Origin of the sequence: Neochlamydia sp. AcF95 (assembly GCF_018342455.1) — a bacterium.
Lineage (GTDB): Bacteria > Chlamydiota > Chlamydiia > Chlamydiales > Parachlamydiaceae > Neochlamydia.
On sequence record NZ_JAEMUC010000033.1, the window covers coordinates 38,930 to 59,893 of the forward strand.

The 20,964-nt window shown below is 39.1% G+C and carries 20 protein-coding genes; 7 read left to right on the top strand and 13 right to left on the bottom strand.

Translation table 11 applies throughout. The annotated features are described in order from the left end of the window. Positions 1–9 precede the first annotated feature (9 nt). Positions 10–201 carry a hypothetical protein gene (locus NEOC95_RS03290; protein WP_347566645.1) on the bottom strand — a complete coding sequence of 64 codons (192 nt, stop codon included), beginning with the start codon at positions 199–201 and terminating at the stop codon, positions 10–12. After that, the gene (locus NEOC95_RS03295; RefSeq protein ID WP_213151575.1) at positions 183–428 is read right to left on the bottom strand and encodes a transposase; all 246 of its coding nucleotides are present in this window, start codon (positions 426–428) and stop codon (positions 183–185) included. The genes NEOC95_RS03290 and NEOC95_RS03295 overlap by 19 nt, the downstream gene beginning before the upstream one ends. Positions 429–629: 201 nt before the next feature. On the opposite strand from NEOC95_RS03295, the gene NEOC95_RS03300 reads away from it, so the two are divergent. Beyond that, positions 630–4,619 carry a leucine-rich repeat domain-containing protein gene (locus NEOC95_RS03300; protein ID WP_213151578.1) on the top strand — a complete coding sequence of 1,330 codons (3,990 nt, stop codon included), beginning with the start codon at positions 630–632 and terminating at the stop codon, positions 4,617–4,619. Between the two features lie 348 nt (positions 4,620–4,967). Here the strand turns inward: NEOC95_RS03300 and NEOC95_RS03305 are convergent, their stop codons facing one another. From NEOC95_RS03305 to rnc, 10 genes are all read right to left on the bottom strand, one after another. After that, the gene (locus NEOC95_RS03305; protein ID WP_213151584.1) at positions 4,968–5,336 is read right to left on the bottom strand and encodes a transposase; all 369 of its coding nucleotides are present in this window, start codon (positions 5,334–5,336) and stop codon (positions 4,968–4,970) included. A 124-nt stretch (positions 5,337–5,460) separates the two neighbouring features. Then, the gene (locus NEOC95_RS09505; RefSeq protein ID WP_166155941.1) at positions 5,461–6,150 is read right to left on the bottom strand and encodes a PTS sugar transporter subunit IIA; all 690 of its coding nucleotides are present in this window, start codon (positions 6,148–6,150) and stop codon (positions 5,461–5,463) included. Positions 6,151–6,164: 14 nt separating this feature from the next. Next, complete coding sequence (locus tag NEOC95_RS03315) at positions 6,165–6,617, bottom strand: PTS sugar transporter subunit IIA (protein WP_349305246.1); 453 nt, start codon at positions 6,615–6,617, stop codon at positions 6,165–6,167. A gap of 108 nt (positions 6,618–6,725) precedes the next feature. Beyond that, positions 6,726–7,178, bottom strand: a complete 453-nt coding sequence (gene dut, locus NEOC95_RS03320) for a dUTP diphosphatase (protein WP_166155944.1) — start codon at positions 7,176–7,178, stop codon at positions 6,726–6,728. 5 nt (positions 7,179–7,183) lie between these two features. Next, entirely contained in the window at positions 7,184–8,110 is a 927-nt protein-coding gene (gene accD, locus NEOC95_RS03325) for an acetyl-CoA carboxylase, carboxyltransferase subunit beta (RefSeq protein ID WP_213151585.1), read from the bottom strand. Between the two features lie 159 nt (positions 8,111–8,269). Further along, on the bottom strand, positions 8,270–8,905 hold the full coding sequence (locus NEOC95_RS03330) for a superoxide dismutase (RefSeq protein ID WP_213151587.1): 636 nt from the start codon (positions 8,903–8,905) through the stop codon (positions 8,270–8,272). Between the two features lie 329 nt (positions 8,906–9,234). Continuing rightward, a complete protein-coding gene (locus tag NEOC95_RS03335) occupies positions 9,235–10,728 on the bottom strand; it encodes a leucine-rich repeat domain-containing protein (RefSeq protein ID WP_213151589.1) in 1,494 nt (497 codons plus the stop codon). A 257-nt stretch (positions 10,729–10,985) separates the two neighbouring features. Next, the gene (gene hemC / locus NEOC95_RS03340; protein WP_213151590.1) at positions 10,986–12,299 is read right to left on the bottom strand and encodes a hydroxymethylbilane synthase; all 1,314 of its coding nucleotides are present in this window, start codon (positions 12,297–12,299) and stop codon (positions 10,986–10,988) included. 69 nt (positions 12,300–12,368) lie between these two features. After that, positions 12,369–13,745 carry a DNA repair protein RadA gene (gene radA, locus NEOC95_RS03345; protein ID WP_166155956.1) on the bottom strand — a complete coding sequence of 459 codons (1,377 nt, stop codon included), beginning with the start codon at positions 13,743–13,745 and terminating at the stop codon, positions 12,369–12,371. Positions 13,746–13,771: 26 nt separating this feature from the next. Further along, positions 13,772–14,485 carry a ribonuclease III gene (gene rnc, locus NEOC95_RS03350; protein WP_213151591.1) on the bottom strand — a complete coding sequence of 238 codons (714 nt, stop codon included), beginning with the start codon at positions 14,483–14,485 and terminating at the stop codon, positions 13,772–13,774. 168 nt (positions 14,486–14,653) lie between these two features. On the opposite strand from rnc, the gene NEOC95_RS03355 reads away from it, so the two are divergent. The 6 genes from NEOC95_RS03355 (at position 14,654) to NEOC95_RS03380 (ending at position 20,668) form a co-directional block, all read left to right on the top strand. Then, positions 14,654–15,352, top strand: a complete 699-nt coding sequence (locus NEOC95_RS03355) for a hypothetical protein (protein WP_166155962.1) — start codon at positions 14,654–14,656, stop codon at positions 15,350–15,352. 56 nt (positions 15,353–15,408) lie between these two features. Next, complete coding sequence (locus tag NEOC95_RS03360) at positions 15,409–16,122, top strand: lipoate--protein ligase family protein (RefSeq protein ID WP_213151592.1); 714 nt, start codon at positions 15,409–15,411, stop codon at positions 16,120–16,122. 359 nt (positions 16,123–16,481) lie between these two features. Beyond that, the gene (locus NEOC95_RS03365; protein ID WP_213151593.1) at positions 16,482–18,875 is read left to right on the top strand and encodes a hypothetical protein; all 2,394 of its coding nucleotides are present in this window, start codon (positions 16,482–16,484) and stop codon (positions 18,873–18,875) included. 116 nt (positions 18,876–18,991) lie between these two features. Next, on the top strand, positions 18,992–19,621 hold the full coding sequence (locus tag NEOC95_RS03370) for a sugar-binding protein (RefSeq protein WP_213151594.1): 630 nt from the start codon (positions 18,992–18,994) through the stop codon (positions 19,619–19,621). Between the two features lie 289 nt (positions 19,622–19,910). Further along, positions 19,911–20,270, top strand: coding sequence for a glycine cleavage system protein GcvH (gene gcvH / locus NEOC95_RS03375; protein ID WP_213151596.1), 360 nt, complete (start codon positions 19,911–19,913; stop codon positions 20,268–20,270). 143 nt (positions 20,271–20,413) lie between these two features. Then, positions 20,414–20,668 (top strand): DUF4277 domain-containing protein, encoded by a 255-nt coding sequence (locus NEOC95_RS03380; RefSeq protein ID WP_213151598.1) that lies wholly within the window; start codon positions 20,414–20,416, stop codon positions 20,666–20,668. Here NEOC95_RS03380 and NEOC95_RS03385 read toward each other — a convergent pair. Continuing rightward, positions 20,655–20,964 (bottom strand): transposase (locus NEOC95_RS03385; protein WP_213151605.1); only part of this gene is annotated, 310 nt, incomplete at its 5' end. The genes NEOC95_RS03380 and NEOC95_RS03385 overlap by 14 nt on opposite strands.

Consider the following 20,964-nt stretch of genomic DNA (forward strand, 5'->3'; position numbering starts at 1 on the left):
ATGACCTTTTTAAGGTTTTTTTACGGCGCCGGTCAAGACAGCTGCTGTAATTGTCCCTTGTAAAACCTTGCTAAGTCCAGCTTCTCCTAACCTAGACCCCCATTTAATTAAAGAAGTAGGATGGATAGACAACGCATGATGCCAAAATTCATACCCGCAAAAGTATTGCCCATAAGGATTTTCTACCCATCGATACACCACTTTTTCATCAAAAAGCCATACATATGTTGCAAGATAAAGAGCCCTACAACTAGCTTTACAGGCATAGCGGGCTGGCTTTCTACAAACAGCTTATCAAACTCTTCTTCCAGCTGCTTCCATTCAATCAATTTGGATAGCTGGATAAGAGGATGATTTGGATTAAGCTCATCGCTAAAGCGGGATTTAAAAAGGCGGCCTTGTTGATTATCTAGCTTGATTGGTTTCATAATCAACTTTGCAAGAAATTAAGAGCTTTATAAGGATTTATGCGTAAAAAATCATAGTAACTGGGGAGAAAAAATGCTCTCAAAATATTTTTCAAGCATGAAACACCCTTTAAATCATGTCGAACTAAATATTTTGTTGATGATTGTGCCTTTTCAAGATAAGCTAATTTGAATCTTTTAATAATTACTAGGCGGTAAAAAATGAACCCCTTTATCCCTCCTATTACTCTTGGGCATTTGCCCAATGAAGTTTTAGCCTCTATCCTTGAGCGCTGCCCTCACCCCTCTTTATTTAGCATTTGCTCCCGCTGGCATGATCTTCTATCTGATAAAGTGATCCCTCCCCTGTATAGAAAGATAGGTAACATTCATTTCCCTAACGGAAATGTTACTGAGCAGGCTCTTATCATAGATAAAATTTATGAATTAGATACTCGGCTGCCTCTTGTAAAAAAGGTAGATAAAATTTTTAAGCAAACTTTTATATTAGCTAAATCTCTTTCTCCTTTAGAATTCAAATGGAAAACCGAGGAAAAGAAATATTTTACCCTCGCTAATTACTGTTTTTACCTTGTAAATATCAACCGCCTCTTAATGTGGAAAGAACTGGGCGGAGGAGGAGAATATTTAGAAAAAGAAGAAATTAAAGCTTTATCTTTAGAAAAAAAAGGAGAGCTTTTTAGAGCATGGATTGAAAGATATGGCATCGATATCAAACATATAGCCCTAAAAAAAAATGGTATGACTTATTTACCTTCTGAAATAGGCTTGTTTCCTCAGCTACAAACGCTTATCTTGGATCAAAACCAGCTCACTATTCTTCCTACAGAGATCGGGCAGCTATCTCAGCTGCAAAAGCTTTATTTAAGCTCCAATCAACTCATTACTCTTCCTATAGAAATAGGACAGTTACCTCAGTTGCAAGTGCTTAATTTAGACCAAAATCAGCTCACTACTCTTCCTGCAGAGATCGGGCAGTTGTCTCAGTTGCAGCTGCTCTCTTTAAAGTACAATAAACTAGCTGCTCTTCCTGCCGAAATCGATCAACTGTCTCAACTGCAAGGCCTTTACTTAGACAACAATCAGATAGCAGTTCTTCCTCGCAAAATAGGATGTTTATCTCTGTTGCAAGAGCTTGTCTTAGATCATAATCAACTTAGCTCTCTTCCTGCCGAGATAGGCCAGCTATCTGAACTGCAAAACCTTTGCATAAACAATAATCTAATCTCTTCCCTTCCTAGCGAAATAGGATGTTTATCTCAGCTGCAAGAGCTTGCCTTAGACCATAACCAACTTAGCTCTCTTCCTGCCGAGATAGGCCAGCTATCTGAACTACAACACCTTTGCATAAATAACAACCTGCTTACTTCTCTTCCTGCTGAAGTAGGTCAGTTGCTGGATCTAGAAAGGCTTTACGTAAGCCACAATCTACTTACCTTCTTTCCTCACGAAATAGGACGCTTATCTCAGTTGCAAGAGCTTGTCTTAGATCATAATCAACTTAGCTCTCTTCCTGCCGAGATAGGTCAGCTATCTGAACTACAAGATCTTTACGTAAGCAACAATCTACTTACTTCCCTTCCTCGCGAAGTAGGACGTTTATCTCAGCTGCAAGAGCTTGCCTTAGACCATAACCGACTTAGATCTCTTCCTGCCGAGATAGGTCAGCTATCTGGACTACAAAACCTTTACATAAATAACAACCTACTTGCTTCTCTTCCTGCCGAGGTAGGCCAGTGGCTGGAACTAAAAAGGCTTTACGTAAGCAACAATCTACTTACCTCTCTTCCTCACGAAATAGGACACTTATCTCAGTTGCAAGAGCTTGTCTTAGACCATAACCAACTTAGCTCTCTTCCTGCCGAGATAGGCCAGCTATCTGAACTACAAGAGCTTTACGTAAGCAACAATCTACTTACTTCCCTTCCTCACGAAATAGGACGCTTCTCTCATTTGCAAGAGCTTGTCTTAGGCCATAACCAACTTAGCTCTCTTCCTGCCGAGATAGGTCAACTATCTGAACTACAAAACCTTTACATAAACAATAATCTACTCACTTCTCTTCCTAGCGAAATAGGACGTTTATCTAAACTATACGAACTTAGCTTAGAATATAATCAACTCCATGTTCTTCCTTCTCAGATAGGAAAGTTATTTAAGCTACGGGTGCTTACCCTACACCATAACCTACTCACAACCCTTCCCGCTGAAATTGAACACTTATTTGACCTTGAAAGACTTGCTTTAGAATATAATCAACTCATCTCTCTTCCTATACAGATAGGAAAGCTATTTCATTTACAAGCGCTCACCCTAGATCATAACCAACTGACTACTCTTCCTGCAGACATGAGATGGCTTTTTCAGTTGCAAAAGCTTACTTTAGATAACAACCAGCTTACCGCTCTTTTTGCAGAGATAGACCGCCTGTTTCAGCTAAAATTCCTTACCCTAGACCATAATCAACTTACCACTATCCCTGCCGAGATAGGCCTATTGCCTCAGCTACAGGAGCTCATACTAGCTTATAATCAACTCACTAATCTTCCTACCGAGATAGGCAATCTATCCCGCTTAACAATCCTTAACCTTGATCATAATCAGCTTACCACTCTTCCTGCCGAAGTAGGACAATTAACTCAGCTTCAAATGCTTACCTTAGACCATAATCAGCTTACCGTTCTTCCGGTTGAGATAGGTCAACTGACGTATTTACAACTGCTCTCTTTAAAGTACAATAAACTAGCTGCTTTTCCTGTCGAAGTAGATCAGTTGCTGGATCTAGAAAGGCTTTACGTAAGCAACAATCTACTTACCTCCCTTCCTCACGAAATAGGACGCTTATCTCAGCTGCAAGAGCTTGCCTTAGACCATAACCAACTTAGCTCTCTTCCTGCCGAGATAGGCCGGCTATCTGGGCTACAAAACCTTTATATAAATAACAACCTACTTATTTCTCTTCCTGTCGAAGTAGGCCAGCTATCTGAACTACAAGATCTTTACGTAAGCAACAATCTACTTACTTCCCTTCCTCACGAAATAGGACGCTTATCTCAGCTGCAAGAGCTTGCCTTAGACCATAACCAACTTAGCTCTCTTCCTGCCCAGATAGGCCAGCTATCTGGACTACAAAACCTTTACATAAATAACAACCTGCTTACTTCTCTTCCTGCCGAAGTAGGCCAGTTGCTGGAACTAAAAAGGCTGGGCGTAAGCCATAATCTACTTACTTCCCTTCCTCACGAAATAGGATGCTTATCTCAGTTGCAAGAGCTTGTTTTAGGCCATAACCGACTTAGATCTCTTCCTGCCGAAGTAGGCCAGTTGCTGGAACTAAAAAGGCTTTGTGTAAGCCACAATCTACTTAACTCCCTTCCTTACGAGATAGGACGCTTCTCTCAGTTACAAGAGCTTGTCTTAGGCCATAACCGACTTAGCTCTCTTCCTGCCCAGATAGGTCAGCTATCTGGACTACAAAACCTTTACATAAATAACAACCTAATTACTTCTCTTCCTGCCGAAGTAGGCCAGTTGCTGGAACTAAAAAGGCTTTACGTAAGCCACAATCTACTTACTTCCCTTCCTCTCGAAATAGGACGCTTCTCTCAGCTGCAAGAGCTTGCCTTAGGCCATAACCAACTTAGCTTTCTTCCTATCGAGATAGGTCAACTATCTGAACTACAAAATCTTTACATAAACAATAACCTAATTACTTCTCTTCCTAGCGAAATAGGACGTTTATCTAAACTATACGAACTTAGCTTAGAATATAATCAACTCTATGTTCTTCCTTCTCAGATAGGAAAGTTATTTAAGCTACGGGTGCTTACCCTACACCATAACCTACTCACAACCCTTCCTGCCGAAATAGAACACTTATTTGACCTTGAAAGACTTGCTTTAGAATATAATCAACTCATCTCTCTTCCTATACAGATAGGGAAGCTATTTCATTTACAAGCGCTCACCCTAGATCATAACCAACTGACTACTCTTCCTGCAGACATGAGATGGCTTTTTCAGTTGCAAAAGCTTACTTTAGATAACAACCAGCTTACCGCTCTTTTTGCAGAGATAGACCGCCTGTTTCAGCTAAAATTCCTTACCTTAGACCATAATCAACTTACCACTATTCCTGCCGAGATAGGGCAATTAACTCAGCTTCAAGTGCTTACCTTAGACCATAATTAGCTTACCACTCTTCCCGCTGAGATAGGGCAGTTGACTCAATTGCAAGAGCTGAATCTGGACCACACCCAGATTGCCAACATACCTTTCACTATAAGAAAGCTAACTAAGTCGCAAATATAGTAATTTACATTTCATATTTCTTATTATTAACATATACTTAAAAAAGAGTAATCAATGGTTTGAGCAAGATGTGAAAATTTACTTAGTACTACTACGTTTCAACCCCCTATGTTGTGCCTGAATTTTTGAATATAATCCTTTAATAATTATCTACTTAGAAAATAACTGTCAAAGTCGAGGTTACCATTTACCTTTTTTTACCAAGCTATTCACGACTCATCTAAAAGGCTATTTTTTGATTCCTCTTAAATTTAACGTAGTAGTATTGATTAAAGAAGTAGGATGGATAGGCAGCGCATGATGCCAAAACTCATACCCACAAAAGTATTGCCAATAAGGATTTTCTACCCATCGATGCACCACATTTGCATCCGAAAGCCCATACGTATGCTGCAAGATAAAGAGCCCTACAACTAGCCTTACAGGTTTAGCGGGCTGTCCCATCTTTTCTACAAACAGCTTATCAAACTCTTCTTCCAGCTGCTTCCATTCAATCAATTTGGATAGCTGGATAAGAGGATGATCTAGAGTGAGTTCATCGCTAAAGCGGGGTTTAAAAAGACGGCCTTGTTGATTATCTAGCTTGATTGGTTTCATAGTCAACTTTGCAAGAAATTAAGAGCTTTATAATGATTTAGGCGTAAAGAAATTATAGCAATTAGGAGAAACAACGCTCTCAAAATCTTGTTTAAGCAATAGACACCCTTTAAATCATGCCAAACTATTTAATAGACGATTCAAAATTTTTAATGTAATTCAAAAATTCTTCTTTAGGAGGCTTGCTCTGCAAGAATTCCAATGTATTAGGGTGGTTAACCAGATGAGCAATTTTGGCGAGTAAGTGTAAGTGACGCTTATCATCACAGGCAAAAAGAAAAAAGAGAGTGTGAACGGGCTTACCATCCAGAGCACCGTAATCGATAGGATTTTTGGAATAGGCTACGACGACTACATCATAATGGGCGTTAAGAAGAAAATCACGAGTATGGGGAATGCCTATCCCATTATTTAAAGCGGTAGGTTGAAGCTTTTCACGATCCAAAAGAAGATGAGAGATACCTTCTGCGTCTAAATTCAAACTTTTGGCCATCCTTTGCATTGTCTGGCGAATAACTTCTTCTTTAGTGTCCCCCATAATATCGATTAACACATCACCTTTATGTAAAGCGCGATAAAGGCTAAATTGCTTAATACCACCTTTGATAGGAGAAGGATCAGGAATAGCGGTAGGATGGTCAAAGGAAGCTTCAGGGATTTTTTGACTTAAAACCCAATCTTCAATTTCATTGCGGTTAAAGAGATGTTGCTGGTTAATCTGGTAAGAAGGGATTTTTCCCTCGTTTAACCAACGACAAATGGTTTTTTCAGAAACATTTAATAAATCGGCTACATCTTTGATTTTTAAGTCCACCCTCACCTCCGCATTTAAAATCCTTTAAACAAAGTCATAATAGCTTCTGCCGAATTCAATGTTAACATTTTTTTTCTTCTATTTTCATCTTTAACGGCAATTGTTAGTGCAGAAAGGATTTGAAGATACTCGGTTTGTTTGTCATCAGGGCCGCCAATCATTATAATGATGCGTACTGGACTGCCATCTAAAGAATTCCAATCCACTCCTTTTTGCAGGATGCCAATAGCAATAAAAAAGCTTTCATATCCTTTTAGCTTAGCATGAGGAATAGCAACTCCCATGCCAATGCCTGTGGAAACAACTTTTTCTCTTTCAAGAATAGCTTGGTAAAAAGCCTCTTTGTCATGTAAAAAACGATTTTGATGAAGATTTTCTACTATAGTATGGAGGGCTTCATCGCGATCTTCAGCTGACATAAAAAGAATATTTCGAGAGTCCAAATACTTTGAAATTTTGATCATCATTATTTACCCTAGAGACGGTTATTGCACGGAAAAAGCTCTACATTTACGCAAGCATTTTTTTCTATTCATAGCTTATACCTTTGACAGGTAAGAGCAGTTTAGCTCTGATTAATGGCTTCCTGTATGACCGAAGCCACCCTCACCGCGAGCAGTGTCTGTAAGCTTTTCGGACAAGATAAAGTTTCCTACTGTTACAGGCGCCAGAACAAATTGGGCGATACGCATGCCAGGTGTAACTATAAAATCTTGCTTACCATGGTTAATAAGAATAATTCCTATTTCACCTCTGTAATCGGCATCAATTGTACCGGGAGTATTAAGAACAGTCACTTGGTTTTTTAAAGCTAAGCCACTGCGAGGTCTTACTTGGATTTCATATCCTTGAGGAATAGCCATTCGTAGACCAGTAGGAATTAAGCAAGAGGCTCCGGCAGCAAGAACCAAAGGTTCTTTAAGATAAGCTCTAACGTCGGCACCTGCAGCACCAGAAGAAACATACTGAGGTAACCAGCTAACGTCAGGTGATAAAACGAGAACTTCAACAGAAAGGCCAGGGTTCATAAAGATTACCTACAAGGTTGATCGGCTTTAGTAAGATTATTTAAAGAAGGATAAGCAAGAAAAGAATGCTCGTCTTTATGGTTGTTTTCTTCGTTATTGGTAAGAAAGTAAAGAACTTCAGAAATTTTATGCTTTAACTCTTGCCGATTAACAATGCAATCGATCATCCCATGATGGAGAAGAAATTCCGACTTTTGAGCGCCCGGCGGCAGCTGCTGCCCAATAACCTGCTCAATTACTCGCGGACCGGCAAAGCAAATCAAGGCATTAGGTTCTGCCATAATAATATCTCCTAAAGAGGCAAAGGAAGCCGTTACTCCACCTGTAGTCGGATTAGTTAAAACAGAAATATAAGGGATTTTAGCTTCGTGAAGCTTGGCAAGTGCTGCCGATGTTTTAGCCATTTGCATGAGGGAGAGGATCGATTCTTGCATGCGAGCCCCGCCAGAAGTAGAGACAATAAGAAGGGGTATTCTGTGGGCTAATGCATATTCCATTAAGAGAGTCAGCTTTTCACCTACTACCGAGCCCATGGATCCTGCCATAAAATTAAAATCCAATATCCCTAAAGCTACTAGGTTGCCATTAATTCTACACGTGCCTACTATAGCTGCTTCGTTATGCCCTGATTTTTCTCGAGCACTTGCTAAACGCTTGGGATAAGTTTCCGTATCTACGAAATTTAATGCATCTACCGGCTCTAAATCGTTATACATTTCTTGAAAAGAATTTTCGTCGCTAAGATTTTTAATTCGCTCTTCGGTGGTTAGACGGTAATGGTATTCACATTTAGGACAGCAATTCATGTTTTGCTGCAACTCATTCGCGTGGATAAGTTCATGGCAATGTGTACATTTTAGCCATCCGCTATACCCATCTTTTTTGGTTGTTTGAATTTTTATTTTAGGTTTATTCCTTGAGAATAATCCCATTATTTAACTCTCTTAATAATGAAGTAGAAAAAGAAACTATAGAGGAAAAAGCTTTGCAATTCAATCTAAATCTTGCAAACAAGCAGTTTTCTGAGTGAAAATAGTGGAAGAAAAAGAAAGCCAGAAAGGGAAAATTTTCTTTCTGGCTTAAAATTCAAATCAGTTGGTTTTAGGGGCACTGGCTAGTTTATAAAGCTCTTCGACATTTTTCCAATTAACAATATCCCAAATATTTTTCACATATTCGGCTCTTACGTTTTTATACTGGAGATAATAGGCATGTTCCCAGACGTCAATGCCGAGCAGAGGAATCAAACCTTTAGGAGATAAGGGATCCTGGTTTTCACACGTGGTAATTTGCAAGCGATGGTGTTGCTTGCAATAGCCCAGCCATCCCCATCCAGAACCCTGAATTGCCACCGTGCGGGCGCTAAACTCTTCAATGAATTTTTCCCATGACTCAAAATCTTTTTTAACGGCATTTTGTAACTCACCATTGGGTACTGTACCGCCGCCTTGGTTCTTAGGTGCTAGATTTGTCCAAAAAATGCTATGATTAATGTGTCCACCGCCATTAAATTTAATAGCAGATTGCAGAGCAATTAAATCGGTAGGATCGTTGGATTTCTCGGCTTTTATTTGGGCTTCTTCATACTGCTCAAGAGCCTTATTGAGATTGTTGACATACGTTTGATGGTGCTTAGTGTAATGTAAGTTCATGATTTCTGCACTAATGACAGGTTCTAAATCGCCAAAATCATAGGGTAGAGGGGGAAGTTGATATTTGAAGGCCATAAAAAAGCTCCTTGAAGTTTGAAAAAAATGTGAATCTACATTTTGTCCTATGAAAGTAATTTTGACAAGGTTTAAGCACAATTTTCATTCTTATAAAAAAGGCTTATAAAATTAAGGATTTGAGAATATTAAAGTTGGAGGTAAAAGATAAGCGAATTGTTAAGCTTTTACTTTTTCATTGTTGCATGGACCTTCTATGCATGCTCCGTGGCTCTACAGTAGATAAATGGCAAGCTCAAATGAAAGGAATAGTTTTTAAGTAAATATTTGGAAGTATTTTATAGTTTTTTTCGAAAATAAATGGATTAGGCTTTTTGAGCTACCGTTACTTATCTATCCTCTTGAAGGGAAACTAAATAACACTTTTTATGTAGGACGATTTCTTCGCTCTTAAGAAACGGAGGAATAGTAGTAAAAGGGTTATTGCTTAAGTTCAGCTGCTGAAGTTGAGAAAACTGGCTTATGACTTCAGGAAGAGATGTTAGCTGGTTGTTATCTAAGTAAAGCAGTCTCAGTTGAGAGAGCTGCCCAATAGTTTTAGGAAGAGCTCTTAATTGATTAGTGGATAAAAAAAGGTATTGCAATTGGCAAAGTTGCCCAATACTTTCAGGAAGTGCACTTAATCTATTATTCGATAAAAAAAGCTCTTTCAATTGGGAAAGTTGCCCGACGGTTTCAGGCAGAGTATTTAAATAGTTGTTGTATAAATAGAGCCGTTGTAGCTGGGAGAGCTGGCCGATAGCCGCTGGAAGAGTAGTTAGCTGGTTATCTTGCAAGTAAAGTTGCCGCAGCTGGGAAAGCTGCCCGATCTCTGGCGGCAAGCACATAAAGCCTGAACAACTTAAATTTAAGTAATCAATAGCTACAAAGTGTTCTTCTATCCATTGAATTAATATCTCTCCTTTTTTCTTTAAAGATAAGATCTTAATCTGGGGCTTGTTTAAGTACTCTGCCCCTCCTGGTAGGTGATGCCAGAGTGATAGGCGACTAATATTTAATAAGTAGTAGCAGTAATTAGAAAGGGTAAAGGTTTTGCTTTCTCTACTATTTCTTTCAACTTCTGGTGGAGAAAAAAAAGCTGCTAAGGTAAAAATTTTTTGAAAGATATGGGCCACTTTTTCCTCTGTAGAAAGGTTAGGCTCAATTTCATAGATCTTATTTAAAATAGGAGCCTGTTCTATAAGACTTTCATCTCTACCAGGAAAATGAATCATGAGGATTGCGCTGTAAAGCGAGGACATGGAAAGGGGAGACACGGATGGATGAGGGTAGCATCCACTTTCGTTCGAGGTGCCAGATAAAGAAGAGGTGGAAAGGGAGCTTTGGTAAGGCTGTTGCAGCCTTTTGAAGACAAATAGTCTAACTTTTTTATTTTCATCTAATAAATTCTTTGTCCACTTATAATTTATCATTTCTTCTTGGGTTAGCTGTTCACCGAGTTGGCTCATTAAAGTTTTGGATTGATTTTCTAATAAGCTAGCCAGGGAAGGAATTGCTTTAATAGAAGGTTCATTTAAAAGATGGATCAAAAGGGCAATATAGCGCTCTCTAAAAAATTCTGATAAAAACTCGGTCTCAGCAATTTGAGCGTGGAGCCTGATAGTAGGGTTGGGTGTATGCCTCTCTATAAGTTGGCTATCAAGAGGACAAAGTTTATTGCGGGCTAAGCATTGAATGACAGTATCTTCATTAAGAGTATGACCGCAAGGAAATACTGTAACTGCTCGAGTCATCAGCTTTCCTGAGACCGCGTCTTCTATATTTTCTGAGACAGCAAGTCGAAAATTTGGTTGGGTGTTAGAGAAAGAAACGGATGGCATCATATAACCTCCTAAAAGTATTAAAGCAGGTTGCTAATTTTAAGATTGCTTGTGTCTAATAATTAAGGGTTTAACTTAGATCTTTACAGAAAATTTACTTTTTTTTCTTTTTTTGAGCAACTTTATTTTGAAAGCGTAAAAGGAGAGTGAAGCCTTAAAAAAACATGGATGGGATTAAAGGGGCAAAATTATATGGAGTAAGGGGGAAGTAGGAAATTCATGCATCTTAACTTACTCATTTCTTTAGCCTTCTAAAAAGCTTAAGAAAAATTTAATCGCTGCATTAGATGCTGCTGCGTGATAGGTCCAATAGCTTTAAGCCTTTTGTCTTTAGGAAGGCTACCAAATTTCTCTATAAAAGCATTGACTGTAGAAGGGCTGGTGAAATGAATTTCCTCAATAAGGGTTAAATCTAGAGGTCGCAAATTTTTATTAAGGAAAGTATCGTAGAGAATACATGCACGAAAACGCCATTTTTGCTGGATAAAAAAATCGGCAAGGACGGAGCGCGAAAGAGCAGAATGGGGCCAAAAAAAATAAGGATTGGCGAGGGATAAACTTTGCAAAAAATCTACCATGCCTTCAGCCGTTTCTACAGGAGGAGTTAAAGGAGAAAGGGTGGCATAGCTTGCAAAAGCTTTGGCTGTCTGAGAGCCGACGCAAATGGCTTCTTTATTATGTAAATGATGGATTTTATATCCATAATGAGAAAAGAGTTTAAAAAAAATATGCACTGCACTTTTGCTAGTAAAAATTAAGTGAGTGTAAGATAAAAAATCTTGAAAGCTTTTTTGAATATCAGTTTCGTGGGAGGCGCGTGGGTGAATGCAAATGATAGGATAATGAATAAAGTTAATGCTTTTTTTGTGTTGTTCGGGAAGATCTATACCCAGATAAAGGATTTGCGGCTGTGGCTTGCGGCTATCTAAACAGCTCATTAGCTCAATTATTTCCGTATCATCTTCTCGGCATATGAGGGCTAATTGTCCTTGATAAGGCACAGTTTCCCCTGGTAGCTTAATGCGATTTAGATGGGTAAGATTAAGACGAATTAAAGCTGCTTCAGCTACGACTACGCCATCAGCTTGTCCTTTTTCAAGCAACTTCAATCTTTCGGGAATAGTTCCTCTTAAATCGCAAAAAGTTAGGTCTTTACGTAATTCTTTTACTCTTTCTTCACGACGTAGAGAGGAGGTGGCAATACAGGCTCCTGGAGGAAGATCCTCAAGAGTTTGTCCCGGCCTTAGCACTAATACATCTGCAGGGTTTACTCCATGAGTAATAGCTGCGAGCACTAGGCCTGCAGGAAGGGGATCGGGAAGATCTTTAGCTGAGTGTATAGCTAAACGACACTGTTGGGTTAGAAGGAGAAGATCAATTTCCTTTGTAAAGAAATCTGTCTTACCCATGTGGCGCAGCGAAGTGAGACGATCTTTATCACCTGTTGTTTCAAGGTAAATATTTTCAAATATGAGATGGGCATGATGGCGGCAAAGTTCTTGATAAACTTCTTTAACCTGAGCTTTAGATAAGGCAGAAGAACGCGCACCTACTTTAATTGACAAGCTTTGCATAATTTTTCCCTTGAATCGCTGATCTCTATATAGGCAAATACTATCTATTAAAAATTTTAAGTGCACGATTTATCTAATCAATTGTTGGACAGCTTCTTCTACAAACTCAACGCCAATGATGCCGATTTTTTGGGAAATCTCTGGAGGAATACCTTTAATATTTCTTTTAGGGATTAGACAGTGTTGAAAGCCCATATGAATAGCTTCTTTAAGCCTGCTCTCTATGCGGGTCACACTCCGAATCTCTCCTCCCAAACCAACCTCACCAACTACGGCAGTTTCAGCATCTACTTGTAGATTACGCATAGAAGAGGCTACAGATAATAAAACACCCAGATCAATGCCTGGTTCTGTAATACGCATGCCGCCCGCAATGGAAACAAATACATCACATCTATGTAATTGGTAGCCCATACGTTTTTCTAAAACTGCTAATAACAAGGCTAGCCGATTTTGATCAATTCCTGTACAGCGGCGAGAAGGGGTACTAAAGAAAGTTTCGGTAACCAAAGCTTGGGTTTCTATTAAGATAGCGCGTGTTCCCTCTATAGTAGGAATAATCACAGAGCCAATCGCCTCTTTGCGACGTTCTTCTAAGAAGACTTGTGAAGGATTAGGCACCTCCACTAAGCCCGCCTGTTGCATTTGGAATACGGCAATTTCATCCGTAGGGCCAAAGCGATTTTTCACTACACGAATCATACGATAATTATTCTGTTTATCTCCTTCAAAATAGAGCACAGTGTCTACTAAGTGTTCTAAAACTCGAGGGCCTGCTATTTCGCCAGATTTAGTTACATGGCCAATTAAAAAAGTGGCAATCTGGTGTCCTTTGGCGATATGCATAAACTCTGTAGTCGTTTCGCGTACTTGTGAAACTGATCCAGGTGCTGAAGAAATTTCGCCTTTATAAACAATTTGGATGGAATCAATAATTAAAACGTCGGGCTTTATCTGATCGATGTGTGCCTTGATAGCGGAAAAATTGGTTTCACTTAAAAGGAACAAATTTTCGCTATCGATCCTTAAACGTTGCGCACGCATCGAGGTTTGCTCCACAGACTCTTCTCCGCAAACATACAAAATAATAGAGCCTTGCATAGCTAGTGCCTGAGAAATCTGCAATAGAAGAGTGGATTTTCCAATTCCAGGGTCTCCACCGACTAAAGAAAGAGAACCAGGGACGAGACCCCCACCAATTAAACGATCAAATTCATGAAGTAAGGTGCGGATGCGGGGTGTTTCTTTATGAGAAACTTCTTTTAAGCGTACGGGCCTACTAGTGCGTATAGGCTGTTGAGCTTCAAAGCGTGTTTTGGCGCCTACTACCTCTACTTCCTCATGCATGGAATTCCAAGAAGTACATTGAGGGCATTGGCCGGTCCACTTATATTGCTTGTGGCCACATTCAGAGCAATACCAGGCGCTTTTTTGTTTAGCAGCCATAAACTATTTAAGCCTCTTTAATTTTTTTAAATAGCAATAACGCGATAGTGAGCGAGTGCATCTGCAGCAGCAGCTTGCTGAGCTTCTTTTTTAGAGGAGCCGTGTCCATATCCTTTAGCTTGATCATGAACCATCACACATATTTTGAAAATTTTACTGTGATCAGGTCCTTCCTCACCTAGAACTTTATAAGTAGGGGTTTGTTGAAAGTTCTTCTGGCAGTAATCTTGAAAAAGGGCTTTGAAATTGCGCAGAGGCATCTTTAATATAGCTTCGATTTCCGCAGAAAAATTTTTAAATAAAAATTGCTTGGTGACTTCTAAGCCTCCATCTAAGTAAATGGCTCCAATAATCGCTTCAAATAAGTCTGCTAAAATAGATTCACGTCCTCGCCCATCATTCATTCTTTCGCCCTTTCCTAAAAGTAAATACTGGCCTAAATCATACTTTTGCACATAATTAAAACAGGAGCTGGCTTCTACTAAACGGGAACGAAGAACAGAGAGTTCACCCTCCGAGGTGGAGGGTAGGTAGCGATAAAGATAGTCTGCAATGAGCATGCCTAGAACCGAATCTCCTAAAAACTCTAAGCGTTCATTGTGCTTCCCCACTTCTTTGTTTTCGTTAACGTAAGATCGATGAACAAAAGCTAAAGCTAATAAAGTTCGGTCTTTAAAGGTATAACCAATCTTATGCTCTATCTCGGTAGCACGTTTTATGAGTTCATGGTAGGCGTTCATAGGTTAAATTTTACTCCACTTTTTATTTTTAGGGTAGCTTTTAGTAAATCTTTAATTTTTGCTACAAGCGGCTATTGAAAAAAAGTATATTTCTCAAGATAATTAACTGTTTTTTATGTTATTCTTTTGTCTAGACTTTGCAAACATCTAACCCAAATTTTAAACATAATGAAACTAGCCACCGATAAATCTCATAGAGATTATTTCTACAAACATGGGACCATTGAGTTTGATGGTCTTTTTTCCTTAGAGCAAATTCAACAGCTTAATACGGCAATTGATGACCTTCTTTCTCTAACTTTTAAAAATATTGCTCTGCAATTGCAAAATGCTGAAGATATATTTCTTTGCGGGCACGACCTTTATCGAAAAGATGAGCGAATCCAGAAACAGGTGCTAAATCGACGCTTGGCAGAAATTGCTCTGGAATTGATGGAAGCACGAGGGCTACGTATAGGGTATGATCAGTTGCTTGTCGGTCAATCGGGGCAAGCTAACGTAAACGCAAATGCTCTTTACAATCAATTTTTACAAAGTGTAGGTTCTCTCCAAGATAAAAGTTGTGTGCAGCCCTTAGTGTGTGGCCTTGTTATTTGTTTGCAACCTTCATTATCGCTTGAAATTCCGCCTGTTATTCTTCCCCAAACATTGGGCAATGGGGTTTTCTTTAAGTCCGATCTTCCTCTTGATTTGAGTTATCTTTCCCATGCGAAAGGGGGACGTTATTTGATGATTGCTTATGCTGAGCCAAGATCAATCTATGTGTTAAATGATCAAGATCCCCATACGCATAGTTTAAAACATCGAGGATATGTTTTCGGCGATAGATTATCCGATAAGCTCAATCCTCTTATTATCCGAAGTTAATAAATTGCTAAATCTTTCTCTATTAAAATTTTGAAATTAAAGTACAGGCTTAAAAAATGAAGTGGACCATTCTTCAGGACGCCGTTGATACTGCTCAAAACAATATGGATAAGGATTTAAAACTTTTGCAAAATATTGGGTGCACGGCAAATCCTATCCTGCGTTTTTATGGCTGGCAGGGCCCTTGTGCGACTTATGGATATTTTATTAATCCCTTGCTTTTTTTAGATGTTGCAGGAATGCAAAAGCATGGACTGCAGTTAGGGCGAAGGCCGACAGGAGGGGGAATAGTTTTCCATTTAACCGATCTAGCTTTCTCAGTGATCATACCTGCTAAACATCCCTGCTATTCTTTAAACACGCTTGATAATTATGCTTGGGTGAACCAGCAGGTGGCCGAGGCGGTAAAAGCATTTAAAAATGAAATTGTTACTGCTTTTTTAAAGATCGAACCTCTTTCTACCGATGAGCTTTGCCGTCATTTTTGCATGGCAAAGCCTACCATTTATGATGTCATGGTTGAGGGTAAAAAGATCGGTGGGGCGGCACAACGGCGTACCCGTGAGGGCTTTTTACATCAAGGTACTTTATCTATTGCTTTGCCTGATGAGTCATTGCTTAAAGCTGTGCTAAAAAAAGGAACGGAGGTGTGGGAAGCGATGAAAAGTTATAGCTATGCTTTAGAAGAAGGGGCTAATGCTAACCAATTAGAAGAGATTCGCCACCAGCTAAAACATTTACTGGTTCTACAATTTGAAAAAACTTGTTAAAAAAGAATGAGCGGGAATATAGAGAGATTTTTAATGAACTGAGCATTAGCTCGGATCATGCTTTCGTGTTTCATACGCGGTCAGAAAATAAGCATGTTTATAGCAGGGTAAATATTGAGAATAAGAAGCTTCTCTTATAGTATGTTTTAAGAGGTTAAAAAAATATTCCTACCTGCCTATGAATTGAGTCTTCTTTAAATTCTCCTCTCTGTAGGGCTAATTTCAAAAAAGTTAGTAATTAAGAAAATTAGGTGAGGGCCCCTACCTAATTAAAAAGAAGAAAAGAGATATCCTTTGAGAGAAAGCAGCTTTTTTGTTAGGATCTTCTCTTTCTGATTTTTAAGGAGATAGCCATAATCATGTTAGAATTTTTACGAAAGCATCAGCGTTATTTCTTCATTGTCATTACGGTAATGATTGTCATTTCATTTTCTTTCTTCGGCACTTTTAACACGCTTAACATCGAATATCCCCATGAGCAAACGGTTTTTACCGCCATAGATGGTACTGCGGTAAAACGTTTAGAGCTGGATGAGCTATCTAATTTTATTAGCACCGATAGGCATGATAAACTTCTTTTAGGAGGAGTTTGGGGGCCTAATTTCTTAAATGATGGGGTTATATATAAAGATTTCTTAGAAAGTGGAATGGGATTGATGTTGGCATCACACTATTCTGATGAGCTGGCAAAAGATTTAAGAGCGCGGTCTGAAAAAGAAAAACGCTTTTCTCTTTACCGTCATCCGCAAGCCGGATTTATCAATGTCGAGTCCGCCTGGTCTTACTTTGCTCCTCAGATGAAGGCTAATTATAATTCTTTGCAGGCCACTACTAATCCCGTGGAGAGGGAGGCATTGCAAGCGCGTATAAGTTTGTTCCTACAAGAAAAGCAATTTCCAGCCCCCTTATTAAGGCAAGTTTTACGCTATCAAGAAAGACAGTATTCTTGGCTGCCTCCCGATGATAATCTTGATTATCAAGACCTTTCTCTTTTTGGATACCATACGGCAGAAGATTGGTTTGGTCCTCGTTTTGTGCGTCTTATTGCTCAATTCATTCTCAATAGTGCTAAGATAGCTGAACAAAAAGGCTACAGTGTTTCGAAAAAAGAAGCTTTAGCGGAGTTGATGCAACATGCTGCCAAAAGTTATGAGGAAAATATAAACAACCCTAATTTAGGAGTAGCTAACCTTCAGCAATACTTCGATGAGCAGCTACGCCGGATGGGAATGGACCAAAATAAAGCAATAAAAGTTTGGCGAGATGTTTTGTTATTTCGCCGTCTTTTCCATGATATTGGTAATGCGCTAGTCGTAGATCCATTTAGCATCACAAAACTTCAAGAATATACCAAGGAAGGAGTGATAGGGCAAATTTTTCAATTACCGGAAAGTTTGCGCATGGATAGTTATCGCAAACTGCAAAAGCTAGAAATTTATCTTAACGCCGTCAGCCAGCGACCAGAAGATACAATGAACCTTTTAATGTTACCGACTAAATTTTTAACAACAGAAGCCCTAGCTAAAAAATTTCCCGAATTGCTTCATAAGCGCTATATTCTGGAGGTAGCACAATTAAATAAAAGAGATCTTCAAGCTAAAGTCAGCATTAAAGATACCTGGGATTGGGAAGTTGAAGAGCACAATTGGGAGATATTAAAAAAGAAATTTCCAGAATTAGGGATTAGAAAAGGGGCCACCCGCGAGGAACGCTTCTTAGCTTTAGATAGTTTAGACGATAAAACCAGAGGGCTAGTGGATGCTTTTGCTCGCACTGCCATCGTTGATCTACATCCTGAATGGATAAAGCAAGCATTAGAGAAGGCCGCTGTTAAGAAAAGCGAGGTATCAATTGGCATTAAAGGCGGCAAAGTAGCCTTTGCTGTGGGAGAAAAACGGCCAGAACTTATACAGCTATTAGAGCAAGCTTCTTTGCAAGGAGAAGCTATCAATTCAGCAGCAGAAAAGCTTATGCAGTACTCTCCTGATAATCTCACCTACTATTGTATAAAGGTTATTGATCGGGGTTCTGAGCAAGAAATTATGACCTTTGCTGAAGCAGAGCAGCAAGATGTATTAGAGCCCTTACTGCAGAAAGAGTTAGAAGCTTATTATGTAAAAATTCGCGAGAAGGAGCCTTCACACTATAGAAAAACTGATGGCTCTTGGAAACCTTTAGCAGATGTCCAGGATCTTGTAGCAGATCAATATTTTGCAAAAATACGTAAAGCTATTGAAACAGATTATAGGAAAGCTACAGCTCCTCAGCCGGCACCTTCTATTTTTTTAGGAGATTACTTGGCTTCCTTGCGTTTATATGCTTACATGCGTGAGGTTCGCGCTAGCTTGGAAAAAGATCCTTCTAATACGCAAAAGTGGATTTATACCGCTCAGGAAGCGCCTTCAGAGAAGCTAGCGAAACGCCAGCCTTTAGAGAATCAATGGAAGTTAATCCAAACACCTTATCGCGGCTTACGTAGCGACTTAAACAGTGATTTGGATGCTTATGAAATTTTTGCTATGCAAGTGGGGGCATGGAGCCAAGTCAATACCCCTGGAAATGGAGATATCAATTTTTTCCACCTGGAAAAAAGAGAAGCTTCCGCTAGCGCAGCGGCTGGGCCCAAAGTACATCAATTGTATAATGTCCTCTCTGCTGAGGGACAGCGTATCTATATGCAAAAATTGCTGCAGCTGCTTAAAGAAAAGAAAGCTTTGTCACTTGATTACATGAATAAAGCTAAAGAAGAATAAAAATTAAATGCTTTAAAGAAAATTCATTAGGACTCCTAAAAGCCAAGCAGGCAGGCTGAAGCAATGGCTAAAAGGTTCTTAAAGTTTTTCTTTAAAGCGGCTTAAATTAAAGATATATGTTTGAAGAAGAATCATTCTCATTATCACCAGTTAATTTTTTTCAATTGAAAGGTGATTGTCATTATGCTCCTAAAGGTATTAGCGGCCAGAAGTATTTGCTAGCAGATACTAGCTATCTTTGTGGGGAAGAGCATTTTGCTAAAGTTTCCTTAGGATGGAATGAGCAAGGTCTGGAGTGCTTAGTAGTAGTCTCACAGCCATTTAAGCAAGCTTATCATCCTGATATAAGCCGAGGCGATAGTGTCGAATTGATGATTGATACTCGGGATGTGAAAACATCCGGATTTAACACACGCTTTTGCCATCATTTTTTCTTTTTACCAGAAGCTGTTGATGGCATCCAAGCGGGTGAAATGACACGCTTTAGAACGGAAGATAAGCATGAACTTTGCGATTCCAAAGAGTTGAAAGTCAGCAGCCAGCTTTCTTCTCAAAGTTATACACTCAAAATTTCTATCCCTAGCCATTGCTTAATCGGCTATGATCCCGAGCAATTCGATCGCTTAGGGTTTACTTATAGAGTTAATCGCAAAAATGATTCTCCCCAACATTTTTCGGTGGTCACTCGTGACTTTCAAATCGAACAACAACCTTCCTTATGGAGCAGCTTAAGCTTGGTCAAGTAAAGGCAAAACCACGTTTTCTAAACTATCCATGGCGACATAGGATTCTTTAAATAAATGCTAAAAAGGAACCCATTTCGCCATAAGCATAAATCCGAGCTAGCTAGGAGGGACCCCTGGGGGATTAGGAAAGTAGAGATTGTTCAATGATCTAACATTTTTATTATAGGGATGCCGCTTAAAAGATCGTGCAAGTTATAAAGATTTAAAGTTGGGAAATGCGGTAAAAAGGTAACCTCCTTAACTTAGTGCAAATTAAAATTATAAAAATGGCTTTTTTCTAGGAGAAAAAATGAAATTTGCTGATACGCATGAATGGATTAAAGTTACAGATCGCGTGGGAACTGTAGGCATTTCTAAGCATGCACAGAAAGAATTGGGCGAGATCGTCTATGTAGAATTGCCGAGAATTGGCAAAAAAGTAAAGGCTGGCGAAGAAGCTGTTGTTCTTGAATCTACTAAAGCTGCTACGGATATCTATTCCCCTGTTTCAGGCACCATTACAGAAGTTAACCCTGCTCTGTCTTCGGTACCAGACCTAGTAAATACCTCGCCTGAAAAGGAGGGTTGGCTTTATAAGATAGAAATGGATAATTTAGAAGAGCTTGATAAGCTTATGAATTCCTCTGAATACTATGCCAAATTTTCTTGAGCAATGGATGATGTATCCCACATTCCGCAGGTTAAAACAATGGTTGGATAATTTTTTTATTATTTTGGTAAATTGACTTAAGTTTTTTTCAAGAAAAAACTAAGCTTGTTCCTCTCAAAGCAAAGAAAGAGAGGATATAAGCGATGGAAGAGTATAGTAGCAAAGATCTTGACCACTTAGGGATTGTTTCTGCTATGTGTGACGAGATCAATTTAGTGAGCATGATAGATCAGCTCATTCCCCCTGATCCCCGAGCTATTATAACAACAGGAGAATGCATCAAATTGATGGTCATCAATGGGTTAGGTTTTACTTCACGTCCCTTATATTTAGAAGCACAATTTTACGCAAGTAAACCTGTGGAACGATTATTAGGAACTCACCTTACGCAGGCATAAAACTCCTTTGTAAATTTTGCAGTTCTTGATAGGCCATCTGATTGGCTTTAAGGATTAACTTATATTTTAAAGCAAAGTGATTAAGTAAGGTTTTAATTTTAAGAAATTCAAGCTTGCAATAAGCGATAAAGGATGAAAAAATAGGATTTCTTTGAGAGCGAGCAATTTTGGTGGGTGACTTCTCAAGGCTAGCATTTTGCTTTATTGATTTGTGATACTCCTCTATGCGCCATCGTTTGTGATAGATTTCATAGATTCGGTCAGCCTCATGATTTAGATCGTTAGTCACGATGTGG